The following is a 26,734-nucleotide window of genomic DNA, read 5'->3' as shown; positions in this document are numbered from 1 at the left end:
TACCTATATAACTTCAAATAAACCAGCAGCACCCATACCGCCGCCAATACACATAGTACAAACAACGTATTTCGCACCACGTCGTTTGCCCTCGATTAATGCATGACCCACCATACGTGCGCCACTCATTCCGTAAGGGTGGCCAATTGAAATAGCACCACCGTTTACGTTTAATAATTCATCAGGAATACCCAGCTTATCGCGGCAATAAAGCACTTGCACTGCAAAGGCTTCGTTAAGTTCCCACAAACCAATATCGTCCATGGTTAAGCCGTGTTGCTTTAATAGCTTAGGAATAGCGAACACAGGGCCAATCCCCATTTCATCCGGTTCACAGCCTGCTACCGCAATACCACGGTAAATACCTAATGGTTGCGCTTGGCCCTTAGCAGCAGAATGCTCATCCATAATCACGGTTGCACTAGCACCATCTGATAATTGGCTAGCATTACCCGCAGTAATACACCCGCCTTCAATCACAGGGTTCAATGAACGCAAACCTTCAAGCTGGGTTTCAGGGCGGTTACCTTCGTCTTTCGACAACGTGACTTCCTGCTCACTGGTCTCGCCGGTTTCTTTATTGAAAATGGCTTTAGTGGCCGTAATTGGCACAATTTCGTCGTCAAACTTACCCGCTTCTTGACCCGCCGCTGTGCGCATTTGGCTTTGGTAAGCGTATTCGTCTTGCACTTCACGGCTAATACCGTAACGCTTGGCCACAACTTCAGCAGTTTGCAGCATAGGCATGTAAATATTCTTATGCTTTGCCACTAATTGTGGGTCTACCGCGCGTGACATGTTCATGGCTTTGGTTTGAACCAAAGAAATAGAATCTAACCCACCAGCTACCATAATATTGGTGTCGCCAGTACGAATACTGTTTGCCGCATTAGCAATGGCATACATACCAGAGCTACATTGTCTGTCTAATGTCATACCTGCAACGGTAACCGGCAAGTCGCCTGCTAATGCGGCTAAGCGACCAATGTTCATGCCGCCACTGCCTTGTGTTAGGGCTGCGCCCATGATCACATCGTCAATATTGGCAGGATCGACACCTGCACGTTGTACCGCATTGCGAATAGCATGACCACCCAATGTAGGTGCGGGTAAATTATTAAGTGCGCCTTTATAGGCACGGCCAATAGGTGTTCTTGCGGTACTTACTATTACTGCATCGCGCATAGCGTACTCCTTAGTTTTTAAATTTTGCGAAGCTGCTGCGCTCTTGCGCCAGCTTGATTAACAGATCGCTGGGTTGTAACCACATTTTTCCATAGTCACCCAATCTCTCAGCGTAGGTAGATAGCTTATCGACGATATCCCCAAGACCGATTTCATCGGCATACTGCATAGGGCCGCCGCGATAAACTGGGAAGCCATAGCCATACACATAGATAACATCGATATCGCTAGACTTAGCCGCTATGCTTTCTTCAAGAATGCATGCGCCTTCATTAATTAGGGTGTATAGACAACGCACCAGGATTTCTTCATCGCTTATGTCATCGCGCTGCGTTACCCCTAGGCGAGCAGCTTCTTGTTTAGCAATCTCGAGTACTTCAGGGTCTGGAATGGGAACACGACTTCCTGCTTCATACAGATAAGCACCACGGCCTGTTTTAAGACCGTTACGATCTTTTTCTACTAAACGGTCAGCCACTGCACCGTATGAAGGGTCGTGTGAAATAAAGGCTTGGCGAGACTGACGTACGTAGTACCCAATGTCTAAGCCTGCCATGTCACCCATGGTGAATGGCCCCATAGGCATACCAAACTGTGTGAGCACGCGGTCTACTTGCTCAGGGCTTGCACCTTCTAGCAATAAACGGTTAGCTTCACGGCCGTAAGGTTCAATCATGCGGTTGCCAACAAAACCGAAACATACGCCAACCAATACCGCTACCTTCTTAATGCGCTTGGCTAATTTCATACAGGTTTTGATAACGTCAGCCGACGTATCTTCAGCTTTAACCACTTCAAGCAACTTCATAACGTTAGCTGGCGAGAAGAAGTGAAGACCGATAACATCTTGTGGACGTGAGGTACACGCGGCAATTTCATTCACATCAAGGGTAGACGTGTTAGACGCTAAAATAGCCCCTGGCTTACAGACTTTATCTAAGGTAGTGAAAACGGTTTTCTTCACTTCCATTTTTTCAAATACAGCTTCAATAACAAGATCTACATCGGCTAAGTCGTCATACGTTGTAGTGCCGCTTAACAGCGCCATACGTGTTTCCACTTGCTCTTGGGTTAACTTGCCTTTTTTGGCTGAGTTTTCGTAGTTTTTACGAATAAGGGCCAAGCCTTTATCTAGCGCTTCTTGCTTAAGCTCTAGCATAGTGACAGGAATACCCGCGTTCGCAAAGTTCATGGCGATACCGCCCCCCATGGTGCCAGCACCAATAACCGCAACTTTCTCAATACTTCGCTCTGGTGTGCTTTTATCAAAGTCACTCACGTGACCCGCTGCTCGCTCGGCAAAGAAGAAATGTTGCTGTGCACGGGCTTGAGGGGTGTTCATGCATTCCATGAACAATTTGCCTTCGTGCTTAAGTCCATCGGTAAAAGCTAATGTGTATGCGCCTTTTACCGCTTCAATACATTTTAAGGGCGCAAAAAAGCCCCGTGCTGCTTTTTTCGTTTGTGCGGTAACGGCGTCAAATACGCCCTGCACTTCTTCAGACATTGTCAGCGTAATATCACAGGTGCGTTTAATACCACTCTCAGTATTCAATGAACCAAGGTACTGCTTGGTGTCTTCAAGCAAATGCTCAGGCTTGTCTGAAATTTTGTCGAATACACCTGGAAGCTTCACTACCGAAGTAGGCTTACCTGTAACAATCATAGTTAGCGCGGTAGCAGGATCGGCTAAACGCGGTAAACGCTGCGTTCCACCCGCGCCTGGCAATATACCTAAGTTGACTTCTGGAAGGCCCACTTGGTTTCCAGCAAAGGTAATTCTGTGATGACACGCTAGCGCGACTTCTAATCCGCCCCCAAACGCAGGCCCTGGCAATACTGCCACCACGGGCTTGGTAGCATTTTCAATTTTATCGAGGACTTCAGGAAGATTTGGCGATAAATCGCCACCGGAGAATTCACTAATATCAGCGCCACCTGAAAATAAGGCGAGAGAAGAAGTGATTACAATAGCACTAACACTGTCGTCGCTTAATGCGCTTTCGATGCCATCTATTAGCCCAACTCGTACTGCGCGAGAAAGTGCGTTTACTGGCGCGCTTTGCATAGTAATAGTTGCTATGCCCTGTTGGACTTTGTAGTCCACTGCCTTGTTTTCCATCTCTGTCATAACGGTATCCTGTTATTCACGTTAACCGGATGTTATTGCAGTGTTGTCAATCATCCAAGTTTATTGGTGTTATAGACATTCATCACAATATTTAATATGGACAGCAACCCCTTTATTTGTGCCCAACTGCCCTTAAGCGCATATTCGATGGGGTATAAGGAAGAATTGACAGATTACCTCGCTAGTGTTTTTGTTAATGAACACACTAATTAGTTACATCTGATTCACATTTGAGGTGGGCAAGTATGCAAGTTTTAAAAACCCCTGAAAGTGCATTCTCTTCTATTACCGACTTTCCCTATGAGCCGAGGTACGTACACGTTACCGATACCGTAAGCGGCGAAATAGTCATGGCCTACTATCAGTGCGGACCCAAAGATGGCCACACTATTCTTCTTCTGCACGGCGAGCCTTCTTGGGCTTACCTGTATCGCACCATGATTCCGATACTAGCCGATGCAGGCTTTAATGTGCTAGTACCTGATCTCATCGGCTTTGGCCGTTCAGATAAACCCACTAGGCGAGAAGATTACACCTATGCCCGCCACCTTATTTGGCTTAAAGACTGGTTTAATCAAACCGTTGAAGGAAAAGTAACCCTCTTCTGCCAAGACTGGGGCGGATTGCTAGGCTTAAGACTGGTAGCCGACATGCCCGACCGCTTTGCTGGCGTCATGGCATCTAATACGTTTTTACCTACCGGTGAGCACAAGCCCCCCGAGGCATTTTTGAACTGGCGTCGCTTCTCGCAAGATGTTCCTGTATTTCCCGTATCAGGTGTGGTTAAGGGGGGAACTGTATCTATGCTTTCTCAAGAAACTTTGGATGCTTACGACGCCCCTTTTCCTTCTGAAGAATATAAAGAAGGGGCCAGACAATTTCCGTTATTAGTGCCCGCCACACCCGACGATCCACAAACTCAAGCAAACCGTGAAGCATGGGTAAGGTTAAAACAATTTAATACACCATTTATGACCGCATTCAGTGACAGCGACCCAGTTACCGCTGGCGGTGACAAGCTAATGCAGTCATTCATACCTGGCTGTCGCGGCGTGCCGCACACCACAGTAGTGAAAGGCGGACACTTCGTGCAAGAAGATAAAGGCCCGGAATTGGCCGATCTTCTTATCACTTTTATTAATTCAACTGGACAAGCTTAAGGAAACCACTATGGATTCATTATTAGATTTTAGCGATAAAGTGATATTGATCACTGGCGCGGGCAGCGGTTTCGGCCGCCTATTAGCAGAAGGCCTAGGTAGCCGAGGTGCCAAACTGGTGTTATCGGATATTAATGAAGAAAACTTGGCGTCATGTCGCGCTGACGTGGCGAGCTATACTGATGTGGTAACGAAAGCAGGCGATATTGCCAGTGAAGAATTAAACAAAGCCTTGGTGGCGTTGGCAAAAGAGAAGTTTGGTCGCCTAGATATCGCCATCAACAATGCGGGTATCGCTCATGTACCTGCCCCCATGCATGAAATGACCGAAGAGATAATAGACCTTCAGTTTGCTGTAAACGTAAAAGGCGTGATGTTTGGCATGAAGTACCAACTTCCACAAATGTTATCGCAGAAGCAAGGACATATATTAAACGTTAGTTCCCTAGCCGGCTTGGGTGGCGCCCCAAAAGGTGGCGCGTATGCCGCCGCTAAACATGCAGTTGCCGGCGTGACCCGAACTGCCGCTGTTGAATACGGTCGCAAGAATGTACGCGTAAATGCGGTGTGCCCTTTTTACAGCCCTACCAATATATTAAACGTGGATGGTTACAACACTAAAGAGGCACAAACTCAGCTTGGCATGGGAAGCCCAATGAAACGCTTGGGCGAGCCTCAAGAAATTGTGAATGCCATGATCCTCATGTTATCACCCGGTAACAGCTACATGAATGGACAAACTGTCGCGGTAGATGGCGGCGTAACTGCTTGGTAGAACCTTGGTTGATGCCTGTTGATGGTTTGGACGGGCATCCAAAAGTATTAGATTTCATACCTTAGTATAAATGGTGATGTTTTGTTTTAGTGCGACTTTAGTTGTAATGAAGGGGAACAAACAAAACCTTCGGACGAAGCGACTTGTTAGTCGCTTCTGACTTTTTACCTAACCGCACTATACGCTGGGAGTACTTATGAAAATGACATTAAGACACTTCATTACTATGAGTAGCATTGTTGTTGGTTTAGGCCTATCTTCGAACGGTTTAGCTAACGAACTATCAACGCAATTCGCAACGTCTTCTTCAGTTCAAACATCTGATTTTCAGCATGTAAACCCTACGCAGAATTCGCCAGTGACGGTTAAAAAAGTACGAAGCCAGTCTTCTTCTTTTGTGCTTAAACGTTTGATTTCTGTTTCAACACAAAAGCCTTCTGCTTCTAACGCTACGCGCCTGCTACATACTGCGTTACCACAGGGTATTGTTGTAGCCGAGTAATTGCCGTAAACGTTAGCATGCCCTGTTTCTAGCCCAACTTACCTGTTTTTCCCCCTGCTTATTCAAGCCTATTGGCATGTACAGTTTGTGAACAACCGCAAAATGCGTTATCGATAAATCGCCGAATATTTTTTTATACTGCGACTTTCTACTATCGATGCCATCAGTATGCCACAATAACTTGAATAGTCATTTAGCCATTGGTTGGAGAAGCGCATGGGCGTTGACCACATTAAAGTATTCATTCCCAGTAAAGATTATGTTGTATCGAAAAGGTTTTACACCCAAATTGGCTTTAAAGGTGAATTTGTTTCCGATGCGTTAACCTTATTTGAAAATGGTGACTGCCAATTCTTTTTACAGAATTTCTATCAGGAGGATTTGGCTAACAACTTCATGCTGCAGATATGTGTACTGGATATTGAAGCGGCACATTCATTATGTAAAAAAGCCACCGACAAACTTAAGATATCAGACGTTTCAATAGAAGCCTGGGGGAAGGTATTTTATTTGTGGGGGCCAAGCGGTGAGCTATTACATATCACTGAGCTTCGCAAATTCTAGGCAATAAAAAAGGCATGGTACGTAATGGACTGCTTACCCAATCGTTGACCATACCTTATCGTTTTAGCTACTAGTGCCTTTTAAGCTGCTCTCTTAAGTGACTCATTCAAGTATCTCTTTTTACAAGCTCATTTTTAAACGCTATGGCGTGATAACCATTTTACCTTTCACTTCTCGGTTCATCACTTTAGCCATGGCTTCGGTGGCACGCTCCATGGGTAAGGCTTCATCTACCACCACTTTCACTTTGCCTTGCACATACCAGGTTAAAAGCTCTTTCATGTTGGCGGCAAAACCCTTTGGATCGTGCTGGGTAAACGACCCCCAGAATACACCTACTACCGAGTAGCCTTTCACTAACGATAGATTCACAGGGAATTGAGGAATTTCACCACCCGCAAAGCCCACCACAAGCAAACGTCCTTCCCACGCCATGCTGCGGCTACAGGCGTGAAATGTATCGCCGCCAACACATTCGTAAACCACATCGGCGCCTTTGCCATTGGTGGCTTCTTTAATGGCATCTTTTAAGTTCTTTTGTTTGTAATTAATAAGTATATCCGCGCCATGCTCTTTGGCTAACGCAAGCTTTTCTTCGGTAGAACAAACGGCAATGACGATTGCCCCCATTTCTTTACCAATTTGCACTGCGGCTAAGCCCGTACCACCGGCTGCGCCCGTTACCACAAGCGTTTCTCCCGGTTGAATGTTTGCACGCTGTTTTAGTGCATGATGGGCAGTAGCATGTGCGGTAACTAAAGCAGCCCCCTCTTTTACATCGATAGGATCCGGTAGTGGCATAACATGCGTGGCAGGCACCAGTACTTTCTCAGCAAAACCACCTAGATTAGATAACGCAATGACGCGCTGGCCAGCAGTTATATGCTTTACACCTTCGCCCACTTCGGCTACCACACCAGCTACTTCATTACCTGGCACAAATGGGCATGGCGGTTTCATTTGATATAAACCTTGTACAAGTAGCCCATCAGGAAAGTTAACACCGGCCGCTTCTACGTTAACGACTACGTGACCTGGCTTAATTACTGGGTCATCAATTTCCTTGCATTTTAAATCGTCTATCGGTCCAAATGCTTCACATACAATCGCTTTCATAGCCACTCCTAATAATTCGTTTCTTTGCTTACCGCTCGCTTATTAATAGGCGCTCGGTGGTCCATAAGTGCACCTCAATGTCATTGAGATCCACAGCCGTGTTCGGTGGTTTAGCTGTTTTGATGAATCGTTTTATTCGCAATTTGTGCCAGAGGGCGCACCATAGCGCCTAACTGCATTGCCTTGTCGCTTGATGCGTTGCCATCATGTGCCCGTTTAACTACTCCTTGCAGAATGGCTGCTAGACGGAAAAAACTAAACGCGAGGTAAAAGGTCCAGTTGTCTATTTTGTCAATGCCGCGTCGCTTGCAATATGCACCTACGTATTCTTCTTCACTAGGAATACCTAACGCGTCTCTGTCTAACCCACCTAAACCAGACGCATGGGCGATGTCACTTGGTAAACGCAGCTGCATGCATTGATAGGCTAAATCGGCATACGGGTGCCCCAAGGTAGATAACTCCCAATCAAGCAACGCAATCACTTTAGGTTCATCAAGGTTAGACATATCAAACATCATATTATCCAACCTAAAATCACCGTGAACCAAGGCTATTTGCCCATCATCTTCAGGCAAATTTTCTTCTAAATAGGTAATAAGCTGCTCAATGTCTTCTACATGCTCTAGCTCAGAAGCACGGTATTGCTGAGTCCACCGGCTTAACTGGCGAGAAAAGTAACTTCCTGGCTTGCCGTAACTCGTTAACCCAGCGGCGTCAATATCAACACCGTGCATCACTGCCAGCACGCGGTTCATTTCATCGTACATAGCGCCCCGAGTTTTTGGGCTCTCTACTTCCGGTAAAGCGCTGTCCCAATAAATGGTGCCTTCAACGTAGGCCATGATGTAAAACATACTGCCAATGATGTCGGCATCTTCACACAAGTGATAAACCTTAGGCACAGGTACTTCTGTGTTACTTAGTGCATTGATAACGCGATACTCGCGGTCAACCGCATGGGCAGACTTGAGCAGTTTCCCCGGCGGTTGGCGACGCAGCACGTAAACGCCAGAATCAGCATTTAGTTTAAACGTAGGATTAGATTGCCCACCTGAGAATTTCTCTGCCGACAACACCGTGCCTATTTCTGGGCACGCCTTATTTAGGTAGTGATTTAACGTTTCTATATCTAGCGTGTGCGTAGCCACAGATACTCCTTAAGCGTTCTTTTCGGCAATCAGATTGCGACCCAATTGCATCATGTGCACTTGGTCAGGGCCATCGGCTAAACGAATGGTCCTAGCATACGCGTACATGGCAGACAATGCGTAATCTTGACTTGTACCTGCAGCGCCATGCATTTGGATAGCTTCGTCAATAACCCTACACGCCATTTTGGGTGCAACAATTTTAATGGCGGCAATAATATCTCGAGAGACTTTATTGCCGTATCTATCCATTTTGTCGGCAGCCTTAAGTGTTAGTAAGCGCGCTTGCTCAATATCACAATGCATTTGTGCAATACTTTCGCGCACCGACTGCTGTTTGCTAAGTGGCTTACCAAATGCTTCACGCTGATCTACTCGCTCACAGGCTAAATCTAAGGCGCGCTGTGCGCAGCCAATTAAGCGCATGCAGTGATGAATACGGCCTGGGCCTAAGCGACCTTGTGCAATTTCAAACCCGCGACCTTCACCGAGTAGCAAATTACTTACCGGAACCCGTACGTTATCGAACAATACTTCCGCATGCCCTACAGGCTCATCAAAATAGCCCATCGCAGCCATGGGGCGCACAATGGTGACCCCCTTCGTATCCATTGGCACTAAAATTTGCGACTGTTGCTGGTGACGAGCAGCTTCAAAGTCGGTTTTACCCATTACCACCATGATTTTGCAATTTTCGTTCATGGCACCACTGGTGTACCATTTGCGCCCATTGATTACGTATTCATCGCCATCTCGGGTAATTGACGTTTCAATGTTAGTCGCATCACTTGACGCAACTGCTGGCTCGGTCATGGCAAAGGCAGAACGAATTTCGCCATTAAGCAGTGGCTCTAGCCATTGTTTTTTCTGTTCTTCATTTCCGTACTTCGCCAACACTTCCATGTTGCCCGTATCAGGCGCGCTACAATTGAAAATCTCTGAGCTAAACAACACACGCCCCATCTCTTCACACAAAGGGGCGTATTCAGCATTTGATAACCCAGCGCCGTAAGGCTTATATTCCTCTGGAAGGAAGAGATTCCAAAGGCCGGCGTCTTTTGCGCGTTGTTTGAGAGTTTGCATCATAACGGGAGTTTGCCAACGGTTTTCACCATTTTCTACCGCGTGAACATACTCCTTCTCAATTGGATACACTTCTTCTTGCATGAAGGCTCTTAATTTCGTTAAAAGCGTTTGTGTTCTTTCATTGTATTCAAAGTTCATAACTGTCCTTATCCGCTGATGGCGCTGTTTAGCTGTATGTCACAGCGTGCAATCTATCCACAACATCTAAATGTGGTACGCTGTTGAAATTGTTCAAATGCACACCACGAGTATTCGCGAAGCACTGAGAAAAACTCGCATTTCTAATCTGCAAGTTCATGTTAATAACCGTGGGGGCGTCGTAACCGAGTATGTGCTTTAACATCATGGCAATGGCCCCCCCTGAACTTACCACCAACACTCGCTTTGCCTGTGTGCTTTGGAGCGCGCTTAGCATAGTGGCCACCCTATCTTCGAAGCCTGCCCAACTCTCATCCAATAAGTTATGGTCGAGATCATTGGCTGCCCATGCCAACATGGCTTTTTTAAGCAACCGATAATATTCTGCCCGAGACGCACCTTCTGGCACTTTTTGATCTGGGTATCGGGTTAAAAACGCTGTTGCCACTGCTTGAAAGTTAAATTCGTTCAATTCACTGTTGATGTTCGCTTGGGGTAAAGAGCCTATCCCTTTTGCAATACCTTCGGCGGTTTCTCTGTGGCGCACCATGTCACCCATAAACACACTATCGAAAGTAATATCGCGCTGCTTGAAGTAGTGCCCAAGCCACTGGGACTGCTGTGCACCTAGATCACTAAGCTTGTCGTAGTTTGCTGCGCCAAAAGATGCTTGTCCGTGGCGTACTAGGTAGATGTCAGTCATACTACTCTCTGATGTTATCAATATGTTAACCATGGTAAGAAAAGTAGCACCATAAGTTTAATTGATATTTTGAATGGGAATACATCATGTTAGGCTATGGGGAACAAAGGCGACTAAACACGCCCAATAGCGTTGAGGCAGTTGGTTTTCAGAATATTTCTACTATCGTTGTAGCGACTTAAAATTACTGCAACACTAAGTTGTTACGTTGTTTTTTGCACATTGATGCAAAGTGAAAGATTACTGCTAAGGTTCTAGCTGTAGTCAAACGACGCTATTCGTTTGAAATGGGTTAGATGTTAGGTAAAATAAAAATGAAAAAATTGCTGCCCAAGCACACATTCGTCGCACTAGGTATAGCTGCGAGTTGCACATCTTCACTTGCTTACTGCCAAGATAGCGCCTTAGAGCATATCACCGTTCAGGCACAAAAAACGGCACAAAATTTACAAGCAGTACCTGTTGCCGTGACCGCCCTTTCCGGCGACGATTTAATTGAAACCGTGGTGAAAGACGTCTTTGATTTGCAAAACTATGTGCCTGCATTTGGTGCGTTTCAAAATCAAAGCGTGACTAATTCAGGGTTTTCCATCCGCGGTATTGGCACATCATCACAAAATTTCGGCTTCGAATCTTCTGTGGGCTTATATGTGGACGGGGTTTATCGTTCACGGCAAAATGCCCTTATCAACGACTTAGTTGATATTGCTGCTATCGAAGTACTACGTGGCCCACAAGGTACCCTATTTGGTAAAAATACTGCAGCAGGCGCAATGACCCTTACCTCTGTGGCGCCAAGTCATACCGATACCGATGGTTTTGTAGAAGTATTGGCGGGTAATGATTCATTATTAAGATTAAGTGCAGGCGCGTCGTTCTCGTTGATTGACGATATATTAGCCATGCGTATTTCAGGGTTTAAAACCGATGGTGATGGCTATATTACCGATGCCACTTCTGGGCAGAGTTTAAATAACAAAAACCGCTCAGCCATAAAGGCTCAGTGGCTTTATACGCCTACAGAAAATGTCAGCGTTCGCATCATTGCCGATTACGGTGAATTAAATGAGCGTTGTTGCGGTGCACTTACTTGGCAAAACAATTTTCAGGCAAATGACATCCCTGGCAAATTTGGCACAGATGCGTTGTTATCTCAGCCCCCGTTTAACGCCACCATTTACAGTACTGACGATTTCTACGATTTCACCACATCGTTATCTCAACCCCCTATTTCAAAAATGGAAGATAAAGGTGTTTCGGCGCAAATTGATGTAGTGCTTAGTGAGCAATGGTCTTTGGTAGGTATTACGGCTTATCGCGCCTTTGATAGCATCGATATTGTAGATACCGATTTTTCAGATGCGGATTTATTAACCGCCACTAACGATGCAAAACAACAGTCTTTCTCTCAAGAGTTTAGATTGCATTATAAAAGCGATAAAATTCGTGGCCTTTTGGGTGCCTATTACTTTAGCCAAAATTTAGATTTAACCTTTAACACCACGACACAGTTTGCATTCGATAGCTTTTTTAGCATTGCAGGTGCTGAATTACTTCCCTTGGCAAGTGCGATTGATGGACTTAGTGCGGCCACTGGCGGGTTAATAGCCCCTTCTGGGGTGGCAGCACCAAGCAATACCGTATTTATGCACACGGCAAATCAAGAACAAGACAGTGTTGCATTTTTTGCCCAAGCTGACTGGTTGCTGTCTGACACAATCACCTTGACGACTGGCATGCGTTTTACCGATGAAAAGAAGTCGATAGCTGGCCGGTACACCGAACAAGGCCCAGGTATTGATGGCTTGAGCGGCGCTCCCGAAAGCAGGCCCAATATAGGTGCTGCGGTAACAGCGTTAAATGATATTGGCGTAGCGCTCAATACTGGTACTGCAATTAGTCCAACCTCGCTAAATGCCCTAGCGCCTTTTCAACAGGCGGGATGGGGGTATTTTTTCTTGGGTTCATCAGCGGTACTGCCACGACCTGATTTAAACGAAGCAATAGATGATAGCCAGTTAACGGGCACGATAAAGCTTGCTTATCAGGCCAATAAAAACCAACTAATTTATGCCAGCTTAGCCTCTGGTTATAAAGCAGGCGGCACTAATACTGATCGTATTTTACCGTCTTTAGATGCCACTTTTGAGGCCGAAAAAGCGCGTAGTGCAGAAATAGGCTTGAAACAGGATTGGCCTGATTATGGTGTGCGGGTAAATGTTGCGGCGCATTATTCAACCATTGAAGATTTTCAAGCCACCACTTTCACAGGTACCGGTTTTAACCTGCAAAACGCAGGCGACATTCATGTGAAGGGACTGGAGCTTGAAACCACTTGGTTAATGAGTGCAAACACGGAACTTCAGCTTATTGCATCACGCACGTTAGCCAATTTTGATACCTTCAAACAAGGTACATGTTGGGTGGCCTATTCATGGCATACGGGTATTGACGATCCGGGCCGTGCGTCACCTGCCGACCCGTATTGTGCACGAGACGGTGACAGAGTGGGTTTTGAGCCTCAAAATAGCCTTTCAATTATGCTAAACCATCATTTTTTAGTAGCGAGTTACGACGCCACAATAAGCGCAGATTATCAGTATACAGGGGAAGTATATTTGGATGATTCCAACGACCCCTATAAACAGTCTGGTTCATACGAGATTATTAATGCACGACTTTCACTTCAGCTTGAGGAATGGGACACCGAAATTATTGTATGGGCTCGAAACCTTTTGGATGAAGAATATATCGCTAGAAGTGGTTTTGATGTGCCAGTGCAAGAAGGAAAACTGATGGCCTACCCAGGCGCACCTCGCTCCTATGGTATATCGGTAAGAAAGCGTTTTTAACTATTGCGTTTGTTAAAACAAAAGCGATGTAACCTTAAATAAAAAGCCCCACTTATTCATCTACTTTGGGGCTATTTATCTACTTCGTGGCAGTTATGGACGAAGTTATGGAGGCAGTTATGGAGGCTTTATGGGGCTTGCACGGGGCTTTTACTGAAGCCATGTATAAGACTTTTAAGGAGTGTGTATATAAACTGCGTGTTGCACATAACTACTTTAATGTCGGAAATTTGTTTGCCAGTACTGCATGGCACTGAGCAATAATCGACAACGCGATGCTTTCTGGCAAGTCGCCACCGATATTAAACCCAGCTGGGCTGGCGAAGAAGCCTTTAAAATCACTTTCTTTAACCCCAGCTAACGCGAACATTTCTTCTTTACGGTGAATAGGCCCTAACATGGCCACGTACTTCAGCGGGTACCGAGATAACATTGCTAAGGCATTACTGTCTATTTGTCGGTGATGAGACATCAACACCGCTGCATCGATATTGTGTTCTGCGACATGCAAATTCAGTGCTTCGACTTCTGTCGACTCGACAATAAAGTTAGCATCACCGAAGTGCTCTACCCTTGCCTGTGCTGGCCTAGGATCCCATACGCTCACCGACCACCCTTGCTGCACTGCCATCTTCACCACAAAAGTGGCATCGTATCCACCGCCAACAATAAGTAGGTGTGGAGGCGGTTCACAAGGTACTGTTAGAAAGCACTTACCGTTTTGGGTATCAAGTAAAGCGGCCGTTTTTTTAGCTTCAGGCTTCACACGAGTGGTGTTGTCAGCCTGTTCGCTGTTACTCGCTTGCTGGTTGTCGCAAACGCTAACTGAGGAGGAAAGTTCGCCATTAACTTCTTGCTTCCATAAACAAGGTTGCCCGCTCACCAAATATGAATACACAGTATGTAACTGTAAATAGTGATTATCACTAGTTACAGGTAACAGCGCTAAATGTACAACCCCGCCGCAGCCTACACCTAGTTTAAAGGCAATGTCTTCTTCATCGTTATCATCGTAAACTGCTGTACGATGCTTACCATCTTGCATTACCCGCTGGGCTTGTTTGTTAATGTCTGATTCAAGGCAGCCACCACTTAACACACCTAGTTGATGCCCAGCATTGCTGAACAACATGACAGCCCCCGCTTTCCTGTAACAAGAGCCTTCCGTCTTATATATAAGCCCCAGCACCCACTGGTGGGCATCCTTTAGCGGATGCCACTGGGCTAAAAGGTGTATTAGCTGATTACTCATTGCTCAGTAGATGCCTGAACAATAAATTGCGCTAACGTCTCTGGGTCTTGTGCACCCGCAACACCGCTATTACCAATCACAAAAGTAGGTACGCTTTGAATACCACGTTGCAACCATAAGTTCTCGTGCTCTCGAACGACATCTGCATAGGTTTGATTGGCCAGAAGTTCACTTACCTCTTGCTCGTTTAGCCCCACAGACACCGCTTCGCTTACTAACACGTCTATATCATTCACGTTTTTTCTTTCACTGAAATAGGCGGCAAATAAGCGTAATTTTAGCGCTTCTTGCTTACCGTTTTCCCCTGCATAGTGCAGTACTTGGTGTGCATTGAAGGTATTCGCCATACGCATGCCGTCGAAGTAATCAAACTTAAAACCAACCGATGCACCTGCATCAATAAGTTGTTTTCGGTTTTGATCACTTTGTGCTGGAGTAAGCCCGTATTTTTCCATTATATGTTCACGAACGTCCTGTCCTTCTTGCGGCATGTCCGGGTTAAGTTCAAACGGGTGAAATTGAATAGTTACTTCAATATCGTCTAATTGCGCGATGGCTTTTTGTAGACGTTCGTAACCAATAATGCACCAAGGGCAAACTACGTCTGACACCATATCTATCGTTACTCTTTTCATTGCACCTCCAGCGCGAAGCCGTTAAATATTGTTGGTTTTAAACACCTACTAAATGAATAATGTATTGTAGGGGTGAACCTTTCAGCTTCAACCAACATTGCTATTTTTACCGACCAATTCATCAAGTTCTTCGTTCACTAACTTCACAACAGCGTTAGACCACAATTGATAGCCTGCAACTTGCGGATGAAAGCCATCTTCAGCCATGTATTTGAGCGTGTTGTCTGATTGATCATTACCTATTGGGTTTAAGGTTAGTGTGAGTACGTTAACCCCATGATATTTGTTCACCAGCTTAAGCAAGGCGGTATTGAGGTACTTCGCTCTTTGCCCTAACACCCAACGTAACGGTTGGGGTAGCGCGGGAAATTCGTGCATAGGAGGCAGTGCGGTAAATACAACTGACCTGCACTGGTATCGCGCTTTTAGTATTTCAATTATTTGCGTGACATTACTACGCCACCGGCGCAAGGACGTAAAACCCGTTACATCATTTACCCCTATTGAAATAACCGCCACGTCGAACGATCTGCATTGAAGAGGCGTGTCGAAACTATGGGTAGAAGTGATTGTTGAGAGGGACGTTGAATTAGCATCATACGTAGGATCACGGTTGGGTTTAGCCCGCTGCAACATGGATAACAAATCCGTACTGTTAACCCCTGTCTTGGCCTTTAATTCCCAATCAACGCAAAAGTTTTCCGACAAACTGTTAATTAACCAGCCAGACAGTGCTTGTTCTTGAGTAGATACACCCACGCCAGCGGCAGCGGAATCTCCCGCAATAAGCAACGCCAAGGGAGCCTTCATTTGCTGACAGCTTACCGGAACGCCGCTATGCGCATCGCCTTTAAGATGCACCTTGTTGGGGGCATTGCTAGCGCACTGGCAGCAACCCACTCTTTTACCGGTAGGTTCCGGTAATTTGAGCGTTTTTTTCCTTACCAGCAGGCCTTGTACTAGCAAAATTGGAAAACTGACTATAATGAGTATGTTTAAGAGCAAAACCTTGAACGAGATCAATAAACACCTTACTAGTTTGCATTATTATCAATGATGAAATGGGTTTACCACGAAAGAAAGGCCACCTGTATAAGTGTCTTTCGCTACTTTACTAGCAAACTAAGCAGAAAATACCTATGAATTCGCCAATTGATCGCGCCACAAGTACAATTACAAAATATGCACAACAGGCGCCACGTTACACTTCTTACCCTACTGCGCTTAAATTCGAGTCGGTGAACGACGGGTTATTAGAGAGCGCGTCTGAAAACTGCGGCGCCGATACCATAAGCTTATATATTCACATCCCTTTCTGCGAACAGCTTTGCTATTACTGTGGCTGCAATAAAATAGTAACTCGCCACAACGAAAAAGCCGACCATTACCTTAGCTACATTGAAAAAGAGATGGTAGCGAAAAAATCGCTTTATAAAGATAAGAAAGTGGTAGCCCTTCATTTAGGTGGAGGCTCCCCAAGTTTTCTTTCAACTATACAACATACCTATTTAATGTATCTGATTAAGAAACACTTTCTTATTTCCAGCGAAGCTGAATTTTCAATTGAGTTAGATCCTAGAAATGTGACTTGTGAATACTTAAAAGATTTAAATGAATTAGGTTACACCCGTGTTAGCTTTGGTGTACAAGATATTAATGTAGATGTTCAGCAGTCTATCAATCGGGTTCAAAGTACCGCACACATTGCCAAATTAGTGTTTGATGCAAAAAACATAGGCTATACCTCGGTCAATTTGGACTTAATTTACGGTTTGCCCAAACAAACTATGGAGAAGTTTCGCACCACGGTAGTGGCGGTAAAAGCCATGTCACCCGACCGAGTGTCACTTTTTAGCTATGCCCACTTACCAGACAGATTCGCAGCCCAACGCAAAATACCGCTAGATACCCTAGCCACCCCTGATGAAAAAGCGGCAATGCACCAAATGGCAGTAGAAAGTTTTTCTAAAACAGGCTTTGAAATGATTGGTTTAGATCACTTCGCGAAGCCCAGCGACACACTAGCCATGGCTAAGCATAACCACGTATTGCACCGAAACTTTCAAGGCTACACCACGCATAAAAACAGTGACTTACTTGGTTTGGGCGTATCTGCCATTAGTACAATAGGCAATGCATATGGCCAGAACCCCAAACAACTTAAAGACTATTACAACCGGTTGGACAACGACATACCGCTAACCGCCAACGGCATTGCGTTAACCCTAGACGATCGCATTCGTCGAGACGTGATTATGTCTTTAATGTGTAATTTGTATTTAGATAAGAAAGATATTGAAGACAAGTACAATATTAAATTCAATGGCTATTTCTGTATTGAATTAACGAGCCTTAAATCGTTAGTAGACGACGGTATTATTGAACTTCGCGATCGATATATTAGTGTGCCAGATAAGTCTCGCATTTATATAAGAGCAATATGTGCAAGATTCGACGCTTACCTAAACAAAGGTCACCATATTTCACGCTATTCTGCGGCAATTTAGGCAGTGGGAGTTTAGGGCCGGGAATTTAGCACCTAGTAATAGTAAACGCAGCGCTTTAAAACGCTTTGCAAACCTACTGAAGTTTGAACCTAGCTACCACGGATAAACCAGGTTCAAGTTTCAACCGTTCAATCGACAAGGTGCTTACTCTGGCATACAACGCTTGATTACCATGGGATAGCACCACGATTGCGGTTTGTAGTTGATGTTCTTTAGATTGCGGTGTTTCAGAGAAGTAAATTTCCGCCACTTCGCACGGTAACGCGTTTAAAATACTGCTAGAGGGCACATTCACTTGTGTATTGGTATCAATACTCACCTCGCTGGCAAAAACGGCTATTTTTCCTCGCTGCGGATACTGGTAAGTGCCTACCCTTTGCTCATCTTTGTTTTCCGTATTCAGTTTATTATCACATTGCACGGTAGCTTTGGCGTAAAGTACGTTGCCGCTTACATTCAAACGTGTAAATGGATAAGGAAAATCTTTCGACTTTTGAATTACCTCGCCTTCTAAAATTGCACAGGGATTTTCTACACTTCCCTGGCTGGCGATTTTCGCCATAACGTAAGCTACTGAACCCGTCGCCTCTACCGCGCCATCAACTACAGATATCAGCCCATCACAGAATAGAGCCAAGTCTTGAACATCGTGAGACACCATGATCAATTTTATATTTAAGCGGCCACAGGTTTTGACTAGAAATCGCAGAATTTTGCTACGTAAAGCTGCATCTAATGCGCTTAACGACTCATCAAGCATCAGCACATCTGGGCCATTAACCAGTGCACGCGCTAATGCCACCCGCTGCGCTTCACCACCTGAAAGGCTGCCTATTGATTTATGCAGCAAATGTTCGCACTCACAACCAGCAATAGCATGTTCAACTGTTAACGCCTTTGAGCCAGCATGACGTTCGGCCAGTGCTAAATTACCTTTTACATTTACATGAGGAAATAGCATAGGCTGCTGAAATACCAAACCTACCCGCACGCGGATGGGCGCGCTATTTACGTTTATTTCCTTGGTTGCTGAATGCGCGTTAACTGTTGCGCTAGCAATAGGTTTAGCATCTTCAGCAAACCAATTAACACTTACTGATGCTTCTTGTTCGAACCCAGCTAGCGCACGAAGCAAGCTGCTTTTACCCGCACCTGATGGCCCGGTAATACCCACTACCTGCATGGAAGATGGTAATGCGGCTTTCGCACTAATGCGGTTTTCTAACGAGATATTGAACTCCAACCTTGCCCTCCTTTTCCATTAAAGCGATACAGCAGCGTAAGCAGTAAAAATGAAAACAATAGTAGCCCCAACGAAAGTGCATGTGCTTGGCCATATTCTAAGGCTTCAACATGTTCATACAATGCAATTGAGAGCACTTGGGTTTCGCCTGGAATATTCCCCCCAATCATTAGCACCACACCAAATTCACCAATGGTATGGGCGAAACTAAGGCCAAATGCCACTATAAATGGGGCTTTGCACAAAGGAAGTATGATGCTGAAAAACGTCTCTATTTTTCCAAAGCCTAATGAATGCGCCACTTCAACATACCGTTTATCGAGTTGAGTAAAGCCGCTATACAAGGGCTGCAGCGCAAAGGGTAATGAGTAAATAAAAGAGCCTATCACTAAGCCTTCAAAACTAAACGCTAGCTGATGGCCGGTGAGCCATTGCCACCCTTCCCCAACTGGGCTTTGGGGCGAAAAAGCCACCAACAAGTAAAAGCCGAGCACGGTGGGGGGAAGCACTAAAGGTAATGCAAGTACCGACATGAATACGGGTTTTAATTTATGTTGCCAGTTTGCCAACTTCCACGCCAGAGGAGTAACCAATACCATTAACAGCACGCTGGTTAAAAAGGCCAGTTTTAGGGTTAACCCTACCGCAGTAAAGGCGCTATGTTCTAGCATTTATGGTATACCCCTAGTGACTCTGTTATCTACTCGCTTGTTCTCATTAATACTGGAAGTTACGCTAACCGATAATGAATCATCAGCGGGTTGATAACCCCAATTGGGCAAATTTCCCTGTACGTCTAATGACAATAAGTAACGAGCAAATGCAGATGCTGCGGCTTTTCTGTCGGCTGCGGCGGTAACTGCAAGGCTTTGTAATATTGGTTGATGCAGGGTGTCGGGAATGAGTATTGCCCCATCGCCTTCAACATCGCCTTCAACATAAGCATTGCGCCCAGAAATATTTTGCTCATCAGCCTCATTTATTCGCTTATCAGTCCAATTAATTCGCTTGTCAGCTAGGGCGAGGGAGTATGCCACCAAGGCATAATCGGCGTTACCTGTAGTAAAAAACTGATAGGTTTGAAGTACGTTTTTACCCATCACAATATGGGGGGAAACAGCATTCCACTGATTGGTATTAACAAGATACTGCTTTGCTGCGTTGCCATAAGGAGCAAGTTTAGGGTTAGCGATAGCCAGCTTTTTCCCAGCCAATGCCCCAGCAGTAAAGTGTGGTGTTGAAGCTGTAGTATGAGAAGACAGAAAGGCCAACCTACCTTTAGCGTAAACATGCACATCTTCAGCGTTAACACGCCCTGCCTTTATTAACGCATTGGGCCTAGCAGTATCGGCAGAGAGGAATACATCAAATTGAGCACCATGGGTAAGCTGCGCAAATAGGGTTCCACTGGAAGAAACGGTAACACTGACTTCTTGCCCGGTTTTCTTGAAATAATCATTGGCGATACTGCGTAAAGGCTTGGCAAAATTTGCGGCTACAGCAATTTGTAATGGCGAAGATAATATGGGTACTGCCGTGTCATAAGTAGCGGCGTCTTCCTTAGAAGCGACTATTTCATGGTGTTCATCATGCTGATGGTTGTTTTTGGAAATAGCATTATTATCAGCAATGGCATTTTTATAAGCGTCGGTCTGTTCATATGAAGAGAGATTAGTGTCTGATACTGCCGCATTACAGACAATACACAGAGTAAAAAAAACAACAGATAGAAACGTACCCGCGCGGCCTTTAGGTTTACCAACTTGCATGCTTAAAAACGCGGGGGAAATTCTTAAATACGCGAGTATCATTTTTAAACACGCCGGTATCTTTGCGCCAACCGCCATTGCTATTTTTCTCTCAACCAGGCCAAAGCGGCCTTATCGTCTGAGGACTTTACGTCAACCCATCGTGAATCATCTCGGGTGAACTCTTTTTTCCATAAGGGTACCGATTGTTTCAGCATATCCATCAAAAAGTTAGCACCCTCAAATGCCGCCGCCCGATGCGGTGCGGCAGTACCAACCCAGACTATTTGCTCATCATTATACAAACGGCCTACACGGTGAACCGCGCCGGCAGAGGTCAGTGAGAACCGGGTTATTGCTTGCTGCACTAAGTCGGTTAAGGCTTGCTCTGTCATGCCAGGGTAATGCTCAAGTTCAATGCCTAAAATATTGCCATCGGCATTATTGTCACGCACCAAGCCGGTAAAGGTAACAATTGCGCCCACGTTACCTTTGGCTTTTTGGCTAGCTTCTTGACGTAAGCGATTGTATAGCCACTGTTGATCGAAGTCGGCGTTGCCAATTAATGCGAACATGGTTACCCCCCTGTAACTGGTGGGAAAAAGGCAAGCTCGTCGCCTGCCTGTATAAGCGTCTTTGTATCGCACAGTTGCTGGTTGCGCGCCATAAGCACATTGCTATTGCTGCCCATATCGACTTTTTCACTGTTGCTAGCACCCAGGGCTTGCGCCCAGTTATTACTTCGGCTTTTTAGCAGGCTAATAACATCCCCCATGTTGGTGGCGTTGTCGGGCAGCGTTAACGTAAAGCAACCTTCTTGGGTAATTTCACGTAATTGTGCAAAGGTTTTCACGGTTACATTCATTTTATTTCCTATGAAGGTAAATTACTCACCTAATGTTTTTTTGTCGTTGGTGTGGCTGCTAGTCGATTCATTATCACTTTTCCAATGCCCTGTTTTTCCGCCTTTTTTATCAAGTACCTGAATGCCTTCTAAGCGCATACCAGGATCGATAGCCTTACACATATCAAACAAGGTAAGCAGGGCCACGTTCACACCAGTAAGGGCTTCCATCTCTACCCCTGTTTTGCCATTTAGTTTACAAAAACAGGTGGTTTTTATGCGGTTATTTTCGGGCTCGATGGCAAAGTTTACATCTACTTTCGAGAGCGCAAGAGGGTGGCACAACGGAATGAGATCGGCGCATCGCTTTGCCCCCTGAATACCTGCAATACGCGCAACGGCAAATACGTCGCCCTTAGCAATAGTGGCATTGCTTATTTGGGCGATAACCTCTGGACTGGTATATAAATACCCTTGGGCAGTGGCTTCTCTGACGGTTACTGCTTTATCGCTAACATCCACCATGTTAGCTTCGCCGCCTGCATTTAAATGACTAAATGTGGCCATTACGACACCAAGTGTTTAACGAAATTACAGGGTTTAAAATCGACATCTAACTGGCTAGCAATAATTTTTTCCCAACCGGTTTTACAAGCGCCTGTAGAGCCGGGTAAGCAAAAGATGACAGTATTGTTGGCAAAACCAGCAATAGCGCGAGACTGAATGGTAGAAGTACCAATTTCTTGGTAGCTTACCTGGCGAAACAATTCACCAAAGCCATCGACCTGTTTATCGAACAACACACTGATAGCTTCTGGCGTAGAGTCTCTGTGGGTGAAGCCCGTGCCACCAGTAATTAATATACCGTTAATATCGGGGTTTGCTATCCACGCCGACACTATAGCGCGCTGCTGATAGATATCGTCTTTTACTAAGGCTCTGTCGCCTAAGTTATGCCCCGCAGTATTTAATGCGTTAGTTAAATAATCCCCTGACTTATCATTTTCAAGTGTGCGGGTGTCAGAAATGGTAAGTACCGCCAAATTAAGCGGCTGACTAACTACAGACATAAGAAATCCTAAATTGATATGCGACATTTATTCAGGCTTTGATAAAGTACGCCTAAATTAATACATCATGTTACGTTCAGCTTACCACATTGATGTATGCGGCAACATATACTGCGCCAGCGGCGCTCCGGTTTTTTAGTCAGACGCTGAGCTGTTATAAAGAGTCGATTTTATAACATGCTGCGCCCAACCTGAAAATTGTTGTGGATTGGGAGCATGACTCATTGCCTTGTACCAATATGAATTAAAAATAGTGGTAAAGCTAAAAAGCACAACGTAAATAATACAATTTATCTATGAGGGTAAAAGCATTGTATTCAATAGCTTGGATGTCAATTACTTGGGCAACCAGTTTCCTTTTTGCTACTGTGCCTTACTTGCTCACTTATTTTTACACTAAGGTTAATGCGTAAATGAAAACCCCGCTATCTACTAAGCAGGTAATGCGATACAACCGGCAAATTGTACTGCCTCAAGTTGATATTGATGGTCAGGAATTGTTGGCGTCGTCTCGCATTCTAATAATTGGTGTAGGCGGTTTAGGTAATGCGGCGGCCACGAACTTATGTGGCAGTGGTGTGGGCAAAATTACGCTGATAGACAACGATATTGTTGAGCATACCAACCTCCCCCGCCAAACCTTGTTCGATGAAAGCCAAGTTGGACAGTCAAAAGTGATGGCAGCGAAAGTCAGACTATCGCAAATGAATAGCGATTGTGAAATTGTCAGTATTGAAGCGAGTTTGCTTCAAGACAATATGCCATTTATTGCTGGAAACCGCGCGGGAGAAGAACGCACTGAGACAAACAGCGCAGAGGGTTGGGCTACTAAGACAGGTGCGACTGAATTAGAGAAAGCTGAAATCAATACCCACAAACTGTTTGGCGAGCACGACATTGTGCTTGATTGCACCGATAATGCTCAAAGCCGCGACCTTATAAACCGCTTGTGTTATAAACACGGCGTTCCTTTAATTTCTGGGGCAGCCATTCGCTTTGAAGGTCAATTATTCGTAGCTAAACCCGGCGAAAGCCAATGCTATGCGTGTTTACGTAGGTTATTTAGCGCGCCTGAATTAAGCTGTACCGAAGCAGGTATTTTTTCGCCCATCGTGAACATTGTAGGGACCTACCAAGCACTGCTTGCCATGCAGGTATTAATGGGAGTAGGTTCAGTTCCGGTAAATACCTTGTTGACCTTCGATGGTTTGCAGCATGAATGGCAACAATGGACGCTACCCGCCACACTGCAGTGTGATGTTTGTGGTAATCAGAATAAAGATGTTGATGAAGGTTAGCGCATATGAGTAACAAAAGTATTAGCATGGGCGTCTATAAGTTCCTGCATAAGCACTAATATAAGTACTAATATAAGCACTAGCATTAGCGCTAACGAGAGCATCAATAACTAACAACGACATGAATAACAACGAATTAAAAAGAGAGAGTTATGACAACTGAGGTTGTTAAGCAGCATATTGTCGTGGCGCAAAACGCCTCTGGCAGAAACATGAATGTGCCCATTTATAGAATGCGAGGCGCAAGACCCGGCCCCACCGTATACATTCAAAGTTCGATACATGGCGCCGAAGTGCAAGGTAACGTAGTGATATACCACCTTATCCAACGCTTAAAAGACATGGATATTTGTGGCGAAGTTATCTTGGTACCCAATTGCAACCCTGTAGGCACTAATATAAAAGCCGGCGAATACACCATGGGCCGTTTCGACCCCGTCAACGGCACCAATTGGAACCGAGGCTATTATTTTGACAAAGACAGTGTTGAGCAATTTGCTAACACCGTTACCCCAGAAGAGTCGATACAAGGCATAAAGCAGCGTTTCAGAACGTTTTTATCAAACGCTATCGATACCAAGCTTGCCACACCTTGGGGTTTGGGCTTAGCACAGCAGCTAAACTTAAAACTACAGCAATTAGCGGTGAATGCTGATTTTGTACTGGATTTGCATAATGGCCCTGTTTCAACACGCCATATTTATGTGCCTGAGTATGCTAAGCCCAGCGCTAGCCTGTTTAACATACCCCACTGTATTTTTATTCCTAATGTTTTTGCTGGCGCATTAGATGAAGCTACTTTTTGCCCATGGTGGACGCTACAAGAAAGTATTGAGGCAAACCTGCAGCGAAATATTGAGTTTAACGTTGAAGCTTTTACGCTTGAAATGGGTAGCCAAGAGGTGATTAATTTCACCGAGGGTGATGTGGATGCACTTAGTATACTCAGTTACCTAAATGCAAAAGGCGCACTACACAATTGTGATGTTAAGCCTAATGATATGACTCGGTTAGGGGTAATGCTAAAAGACTATAAAACCCTTTTTACTGACTGGGGCGGCATGGTGGAATACCTAGCAAAACCGGGGGAAAGCATTAAGGCTGGTGAGCCCCTTGCGAAAATTCTAAATATTGACGAGCTTGATAACGATAATGGCAGCCGCTTATTAAACGCTCCTTGCGATTTAATCCCTATTTTGCACTTTCCGTCTGCATCGGTATTAAGTGGCACACAGCTTTATAAAGTATTTACTAATTACGAAACGCTCACCTAACAAAGGTGAGCAGCATGGCGCTAGTGGTCAAATGCGCCTTTTTGTAAAAAGTAAATAGTTTGCTTTGCCACTTCTTCGCTATATCGCATTTGAGAATGGCCAACGTCGATGGTGATAAAATCAGTCATGCCCTCCAATTTAGTAGACTCTACTGATACCAGACCATCGTTTGGCCCGTTGAACCTGTCGTTCGTTAAGCCTAACGGCTTGGTGCCCGCAATAATGCCAATAGTGAAATCTACCGCATCAAGGTTATTGCCCAAGCTTCTAGTGCCAGTGACTAACGCACGGCTAATTCCCCCACCTAGGTTCATTAACCAGCTGTCATTATAATGATCGGCTAATTCACTGCCTTTGTTTGGTGTACCTACCAGTACTACCTTTCCCACGTTCACGACTTCTAAGGCTTCTTCATGATTTTGCAAGTATGCTCTAATGACTAAACCACCAAGAGAGTGCCCTACAAAATGTACTTTGGGGGCATTTTGTAGGCACACATCTATTTGGCTGGCTGTTTCATCTAATACCGAAGCCACACTCACCCCGATGGTAGTGTAGTCTAATAGACATACTTTATAGTTCGCGTTCTCCAACCGCTTAGCAAAACGCCACATTGCCCAATCACTTCTACCCAACCCGTGGGCTAGCACAACAATCTCATCATCTGCTTGGTAATTAAGCGGCTTCGCTTCAGAGTTAGCACAACCCGTAGTTAGAAAAAGCACTAGCAATAAAACCGTTAAAACAACTGTTCGGAGCATCATTTAACCTACATTTTTACGCACCTAACCGATAACATATAACTCTTTTTGAGTTTAGTTCGGCGAATTTCTCCCTTATGAGAGTTCCACCACGAATAGGCAAGTGTTCTAGCAAAAGCTTCTTTTTGAGTGGCATTACTGCTTGTCCAAAACTCAGTATACATGCCTTGGGTTATATACCAATTACCAAGCTTTACACCCGCTGGCGTAGCAGAAAATTTATACTTATTGACTTGGGACTGGTCAAAACGCTTGAACAAAGTATTTGGCTGCGCAGCTTTAAGTGTAATAGACACGTCTTTCTCGCCTCTCCATCCTTCTTTATCAAGATCAGATTCGGCAATACCAATAGCTGCCTCTAGCGATTTCCAGTCTTCATCTGATGCCACTCGCCATCCCGCAGGACAAATATTTCGCGAGTTGGAAACATCATTCCAATCATAAAGCCTGCCATAGCTTGATAAATTTTTGTCGTTATCATCCGGAACGAAACCCGTATTAACCGGGGTACCGTCCTGAAATTTAGTCGATCTTAAATTCTCAGCCAGCCAGACTCTATCGCCAATTTTCACAGTGCGATAAACATTACCCTCAATATCTTGTATTAAGCTTTGAGCGGAGTTTTGTTCAGGGCTTTGAGCAGCCTGTTGAGTATTGCTTAACTGACTACTATTGTTAGCCGATGAATCCATTGTTATTAACATACTGATACCCACACCAAAAATTAATTTTTTCATCT

General features: G+C 45.0%; 26 protein-coding genes. 8 read left to right on the top strand and 18 right to left on the bottom strand.

Annotated features, from left to right (window positions below; translation table 11 throughout):
- Window positions 1–3: 3 nt before the first annotated feature.
- Together FLAVO9R_RS06585 and FLAVO9R_RS06580 are read right to left on the bottom strand one after the other, a co-directional pair.
- A complete protein-coding gene (locus FLAVO9R_RS06585) occupies window positions 4–1,185 on the bottom strand; it encodes an acetyl-CoA C-acyltransferase (RefSeq protein ID WP_159529841.1) in 1,182 nt (393 codons plus the stop codon).
- 10 nt (window positions 1,186–1,195) lie between these two features.
- Entirely contained in the window at window positions 1,196–3,316 is a 2,121-nt protein-coding gene (locus FLAVO9R_RS06580) for a 3-hydroxyacyl-CoA dehydrogenase NAD-binding domain-containing protein (protein WP_159529839.1), read from the bottom strand.
- 245 nt (window positions 3,317–3,561) lie between these two features.
- On the opposite strand from FLAVO9R_RS06580, the gene FLAVO9R_RS06575 reads away from it, so the two are divergent.
- The 4 genes from FLAVO9R_RS06575 to FLAVO9R_RS06560 all read left to right on the top strand — a co-directional run bounded on the left by FLAVO9R_RS06575 (window position 3,562) and on the right by FLAVO9R_RS06560 (window position 6,317).
- A complete protein-coding gene (locus tag FLAVO9R_RS06575; protein WP_159529837.1) occupies window positions 3,562–4,476 on the top strand; it encodes a haloalkane dehalogenase in 915 nt (304 codons plus the stop codon).
- A gap of 10 nt (window positions 4,477–4,486) precedes the next feature.
- Window positions 4,487–5,251 (top strand): SDR family NAD(P)-dependent oxidoreductase, encoded by a 765-nt coding sequence (locus tag FLAVO9R_RS06570; protein ID WP_159529835.1) that lies wholly within the window; start codon window positions 4,487–4,489, stop codon window positions 5,249–5,251.
- A gap of 196 nt (window positions 5,252–5,447) precedes the next feature.
- The gene (locus tag FLAVO9R_RS06565; protein WP_159529833.1) at window positions 5,448–5,753 is read left to right on the top strand and encodes a hypothetical protein; all 306 of its coding nucleotides are present in this window, start codon (window positions 5,448–5,450) and stop codon (window positions 5,751–5,753) included.
- 216 nt (window positions 5,754–5,969) lie between these two features.
- Window positions 5,970–6,317 carry a lactoylglutathione lyase gene (locus tag FLAVO9R_RS06560; RefSeq protein ID WP_159529831.1) on the top strand — a complete coding sequence of 116 codons (348 nt, stop codon included), beginning with the start codon at window positions 5,970–5,972 and terminating at the stop codon, window positions 6,315–6,317.
- A 141-nt stretch (window positions 6,318–6,458) separates the two neighbouring features.
- Here FLAVO9R_RS06560 and FLAVO9R_RS06555 read toward each other — a convergent pair whose 3' ends face one another.
- The 4 genes from FLAVO9R_RS06555 to FLAVO9R_RS06540 all read right to left on the bottom strand — a co-directional run bounded on the left by FLAVO9R_RS06555 (window position 6,459) and on the right by FLAVO9R_RS06540 (window position 10,511).
- The gene (locus FLAVO9R_RS06555; protein ID WP_159529829.1) at window positions 6,459–7,433 is read right to left on the bottom strand and encodes an NADPH:quinone oxidoreductase family protein; all 975 of its coding nucleotides are present in this window, start codon (window positions 7,431–7,433) and stop codon (window positions 6,459–6,461) included.
- 110 nt (window positions 7,434–7,543) lie between these two features.
- Complete coding sequence (locus FLAVO9R_RS06550; RefSeq protein ID WP_159529827.1) at window positions 7,544–8,584, bottom strand: phosphotransferase family protein; 1,041 nt, start codon at window positions 8,582–8,584, stop codon at window positions 7,544–7,546.
- A gap of 9 nt (window positions 8,585–8,593) precedes the next feature.
- A complete protein-coding gene (locus FLAVO9R_RS06545; RefSeq protein WP_159529825.1) occupies window positions 8,594–9,808 on the bottom strand; it encodes an acyl-CoA dehydrogenase family protein in 1,215 nt (404 codons plus the stop codon).
- 28 nt (window positions 9,809–9,836) lie between these two features.
- Complete coding sequence (locus tag FLAVO9R_RS06540) at window positions 9,837–10,511, bottom strand: histidine phosphatase family protein (protein ID WP_159529823.1); 675 nt, start codon at window positions 10,509–10,511, stop codon at window positions 9,837–9,839.
- 314 nt (window positions 10,512–10,825) lie between these two features.
- Here FLAVO9R_RS06540 and FLAVO9R_RS06535 point away from each other — a divergent pair, with 314 nt between their 5' ends.
- Window positions 10,826–13,363: a TonB-dependent receptor gene (locus tag FLAVO9R_RS06535; RefSeq protein ID WP_159529821.1), complete on the top strand. Its 2,538-nt coding sequence runs from the start codon at window positions 10,826–10,828 to the stop codon at window positions 13,361–13,363.
- 211 nt (window positions 13,364–13,574) lie between these two features.
- On the opposite strand, the gene FLAVO9R_RS06530 is transcribed toward FLAVO9R_RS06535, so the two are convergent.
- From FLAVO9R_RS06530 to FLAVO9R_RS06520, 3 genes are all read right to left on the bottom strand, one after another.
- Complete coding sequence (locus tag FLAVO9R_RS06530; RefSeq protein WP_159529819.1) at window positions 13,575–14,615, bottom strand: XdhC family protein; 1,041 nt, start codon at window positions 14,613–14,615, stop codon at window positions 13,575–13,577.
- Complete coding sequence (locus FLAVO9R_RS06525; RefSeq protein ID WP_159529817.1) at window positions 14,612–15,250, bottom strand: DsbA family oxidoreductase; 639 nt, start codon at window positions 15,248–15,250, stop codon at window positions 14,612–14,614. Before FLAVO9R_RS06525 ends, FLAVO9R_RS06530 begins: the two co-directional genes overlap by 4 nt.
- 87 nt (window positions 15,251–15,337) lie before the next feature.
- Entirely contained in the window at window positions 15,338–16,150 is an 813-nt protein-coding gene (locus FLAVO9R_RS06520; RefSeq protein WP_232370596.1) for an SGNH/GDSL hydrolase family protein, read from the bottom strand.
- 239 nt (window positions 16,151–16,389) lie between these two features.
- Here FLAVO9R_RS06520 and hemN point away from each other — a divergent pair, with 239 nt between their 5' ends.
- Window positions 16,390–17,757 (top strand): oxygen-independent coproporphyrinogen III oxidase, encoded by a 1,368-nt coding sequence (gene hemN / locus FLAVO9R_RS06515; protein ID WP_159529815.1) that lies wholly within the window; start codon window positions 16,390–16,392, stop codon window positions 17,755–17,757.
- A gap of 73 nt (window positions 17,758–17,830) precedes the next feature.
- On the opposite strand, the gene FLAVO9R_RS06510 is transcribed toward hemN, so the two are convergent.
- Genes FLAVO9R_RS06510 through moaB form a run of 7 tightly spaced genes read right to left on the bottom strand, consistent with a single transcriptional unit; the run spans window position 17,831 to window position 22,662 of the window.
- Entirely contained in the window at window positions 17,831–19,000 is a 1,170-nt protein-coding gene (locus FLAVO9R_RS06510) for an ATP-binding cassette domain-containing protein (protein WP_159529813.1), read from the bottom strand.
- Window positions 18,979–19,671, bottom strand: a complete 693-nt coding sequence (gene modB, locus FLAVO9R_RS06505; protein WP_159529811.1) for a molybdate ABC transporter permease subunit — start codon at window positions 19,669–19,671, stop codon at window positions 18,979–18,981. The genes FLAVO9R_RS06510 and modB overlap by 22 nt, the downstream gene beginning before the upstream one ends.
- Window positions 19,672–20,847 (bottom strand): molybdate ABC transporter substrate-binding protein, encoded by a 1,176-nt coding sequence (gene modA, locus FLAVO9R_RS06500; protein WP_159529801.1) that lies wholly within the window; start codon window positions 20,845–20,847, stop codon window positions 19,672–19,674.
- Between the two features lie 2 nt (window positions 20,848–20,849).
- A complete protein-coding gene (locus FLAVO9R_RS06495; RefSeq protein WP_159529799.1) occupies window positions 20,850–21,323 on the bottom strand; it encodes a molybdenum cofactor biosynthesis protein MoaE in 474 nt (157 codons plus the stop codon).
- A gap of 2 nt (window positions 21,324–21,325) precedes the next feature.
- Window positions 21,326–21,613: a MoaD/ThiS family protein gene (locus tag FLAVO9R_RS06490; protein WP_159529797.1), complete on the bottom strand. Its 288-nt coding sequence runs from the start codon at window positions 21,611–21,613 to the stop codon at window positions 21,326–21,328.
- Between the two features lie 21 nt (window positions 21,614–21,634).
- Entirely contained in the window at window positions 21,635–22,159 is a 525-nt protein-coding gene (gene moaC / locus FLAVO9R_RS06485; protein WP_159529795.1) for a cyclic pyranopterin monophosphate synthase MoaC, read from the bottom strand.
- On the bottom strand, window positions 22,159–22,662 hold the full coding sequence (gene moaB / locus FLAVO9R_RS06480; RefSeq protein ID WP_013783769.1) for a molybdenum cofactor biosynthesis protein B: 504 nt from the start codon (window positions 22,660–22,662) through the stop codon (window positions 22,159–22,161). Before moaB ends, moaC begins: the two co-directional genes overlap by 1 nt.
- Window positions 22,663–23,075: 413 nt before the next feature.
- Here moaB and FLAVO9R_RS06475 point away from each other — a divergent pair, with 413 nt between their 5' ends.
- Both FLAVO9R_RS06475 and FLAVO9R_RS06470 read left to right on the top strand, forming a co-directional pair.
- A complete protein-coding gene (locus tag FLAVO9R_RS06475) occupies window positions 23,076–23,960 on the top strand; it encodes a HesA/MoeB/ThiF family protein (protein ID WP_159529793.1) in 885 nt (294 codons plus the stop codon).
- Between the two features lie 152 nt (window positions 23,961–24,112).
- Window positions 24,113–25,234, top strand: coding sequence for a succinylglutamate desuccinylase/aspartoacylase domain-containing protein (locus FLAVO9R_RS06470; protein WP_159529791.1), 1,122 nt, complete (start codon window positions 24,113–24,115; stop codon window positions 25,232–25,234).
- Window positions 25,235–25,254: 20 nt separating this feature from the next.
- Here FLAVO9R_RS06470 and FLAVO9R_RS06465 read toward each other — a convergent pair whose 3' ends face one another.
- Window positions 25,255–25,995, bottom strand: coding sequence for a lipase family alpha/beta hydrolase (locus FLAVO9R_RS06465; RefSeq protein ID WP_232370595.1), 741 nt, complete (start codon window positions 25,993–25,995; stop codon window positions 25,255–25,257).
- 8 nt (window positions 25,996–26,003) lie between these two features.
- Entirely contained in the window at window positions 26,004–26,732 is a 729-nt protein-coding gene (locus tag FLAVO9R_RS06460) for a fibrobacter succinogenes major paralogous domain-containing protein (RefSeq protein ID WP_159529787.1), read from the bottom strand.
- Window positions 26,733–26,734 lie beyond the last annotated feature (2 nt).

The organism is Alteromonas sp. 38 (assembly GCF_902506055.1).
Lineage (GTDB): Bacteria > Pseudomonadota > Gammaproteobacteria > Enterobacterales > Alteromonadaceae > Alteromonas > Alteromonas lipotrueae.
The sequence above is the reverse complement of the archived record's forward strand: the minus strand, read 5'-3'. Positions and strand labels throughout refer to the sequence as shown.

What these genes read in the sequence shown, in the direction of transcription:
- FLAVO9R_RS06585 (WP_159529841.1), bottom strand. Translation starts at nt 1,185, where the DNA reads ATGCGCGATGCAGTAATAGTAAGTACCGCAAGAACACCTATTGGCCGT.
- FLAVO9R_RS06580 (WP_159529839.1), bottom strand. Translation starts at nt 3,316, where the DNA reads ATGACAGAGATGGAAAACAAGGCAGTGGACTACAAAGTCCAACAGGGC.
- FLAVO9R_RS06575 (WP_159529837.1), top strand. Translation starts at nt 3,562, where the DNA reads ATGCAAGTTTTAAAAACCCCTGAAAGTGCATTCTCTTCTATTACCGAC.
- FLAVO9R_RS06570 (WP_159529835.1), top strand. Translation starts at nt 4,487, where the DNA reads ATGGATTCATTATTAGATTTTAGCGATAAAGTGATATTGATCACTGGC.
- FLAVO9R_RS06565 (WP_159529833.1), top strand. Translation starts at nt 5,448, where the DNA reads ATGAAAATGACATTAAGACACTTCATTACTATGAGTAGCATTGTTGTT.
- FLAVO9R_RS06560 (WP_159529831.1), top strand. Translation starts at nt 5,970, where the DNA reads ATGGGCGTTGACCACATTAAAGTATTCATTCCCAGTAAAGATTATGTT.
- FLAVO9R_RS06555 (WP_159529829.1), bottom strand. Translation starts at nt 7,433, where the DNA reads ATGAAAGCGATTGTATGTGAAGCATTTGGACCGATAGACGATTTAAAA.
- FLAVO9R_RS06545 (WP_159529825.1), bottom strand. Translation starts at nt 9,808, where the DNA reads ATGAACTTTGAATACAATGAAAGAACACAAACGCTTTTAACGAAATTA.
- FLAVO9R_RS06540 (WP_159529823.1), bottom strand. Translation starts at nt 10,511, where the DNA reads ATGACTGACATCTACCTAGTACGCCACGGACAAGCATCTTTTGGCGCA.
- FLAVO9R_RS06535 (WP_159529821.1), top strand. Translation starts at nt 10,826, where the DNA reads ATGAAAAAATTGCTGCCCAAGCACACATTCGTCGCACTAGGTATAGCT.
- FLAVO9R_RS06530 (WP_159529819.1), bottom strand. Translation starts at nt 14,615, where the DNA reads ATGAGTAATCAGCTAATACACCTTTTAGCCCAGTGGCATCCGCTAAAG.
- FLAVO9R_RS06525 (WP_159529817.1), bottom strand. Translation starts at nt 15,250, where the DNA reads ATGAAAAGAGTAACGATAGATATGGTGTCAGACGTAGTTTGCCCTTGG.
- hemN (WP_159529815.1), top strand. Translation starts at nt 16,390, where the DNA reads ATGAATTCGCCAATTGATCGCGCCACAAGTACAATTACAAAATATGCA.
- modB (WP_159529811.1), bottom strand. Translation starts at nt 19,671, where the DNA reads ATGCTAGAACATAGCGCCTTTACTGCGGTAGGGTTAACCCTAAAACTG.
- modA (WP_159529801.1), bottom strand. Translation starts at nt 20,847, where the DNA reads ATGGCGGTTGGCGCAAAGATACCGGCGTGTTTAAAAATGATACTCGCG.
- FLAVO9R_RS06495 (WP_159529799.1), bottom strand. Translation starts at nt 21,323, where the DNA reads ATGTTCGCATTAATTGGCAACGCCGACTTCGATCAACAGTGGCTATAC.
- FLAVO9R_RS06490 (WP_159529797.1), bottom strand. Translation starts at nt 21,613, where the DNA reads ATGAATGTAACCGTGAAAACCTTTGCACAATTACGTGAAATTACCCAA.
- moaC (WP_159529795.1), bottom strand. Translation starts at nt 22,159, where the DNA reads ATGGCCACATTTAGTCATTTAAATGCAGGCGGCGAAGCTAACATGGTG.
- moaB (WP_013783769.1), bottom strand. Translation starts at nt 22,662, where the DNA reads ATGTCTGTAGTTAGTCAGCCGCTTAATTTGGCGGTACTTACCATTTCT.
- FLAVO9R_RS06475 (WP_159529793.1), top strand. Translation starts at nt 23,076, where the DNA reads ATGAAAACCCCGCTATCTACTAAGCAGGTAATGCGATACAACCGGCAA.
- FLAVO9R_RS06470 (WP_159529791.1), top strand. Translation starts at nt 24,113, where the DNA reads ATGACAACTGAGGTTGTTAAGCAGCATATTGTCGTGGCGCAAAACGCC.
- FLAVO9R_RS06465 (WP_232370595.1), bottom strand. Translation starts at nt 25,995, where the DNA reads ATGCTCCGAACAGTTGTTTTAACGGTTTTATTGCTAGTGCTTTTTCTA.
- FLAVO9R_RS06460 (WP_159529787.1), bottom strand. Translation starts at nt 26,732, where the DNA reads ATGAAAAAATTAATTTTTGGTGTGGGTATCAGTATGTTAATAACAATG.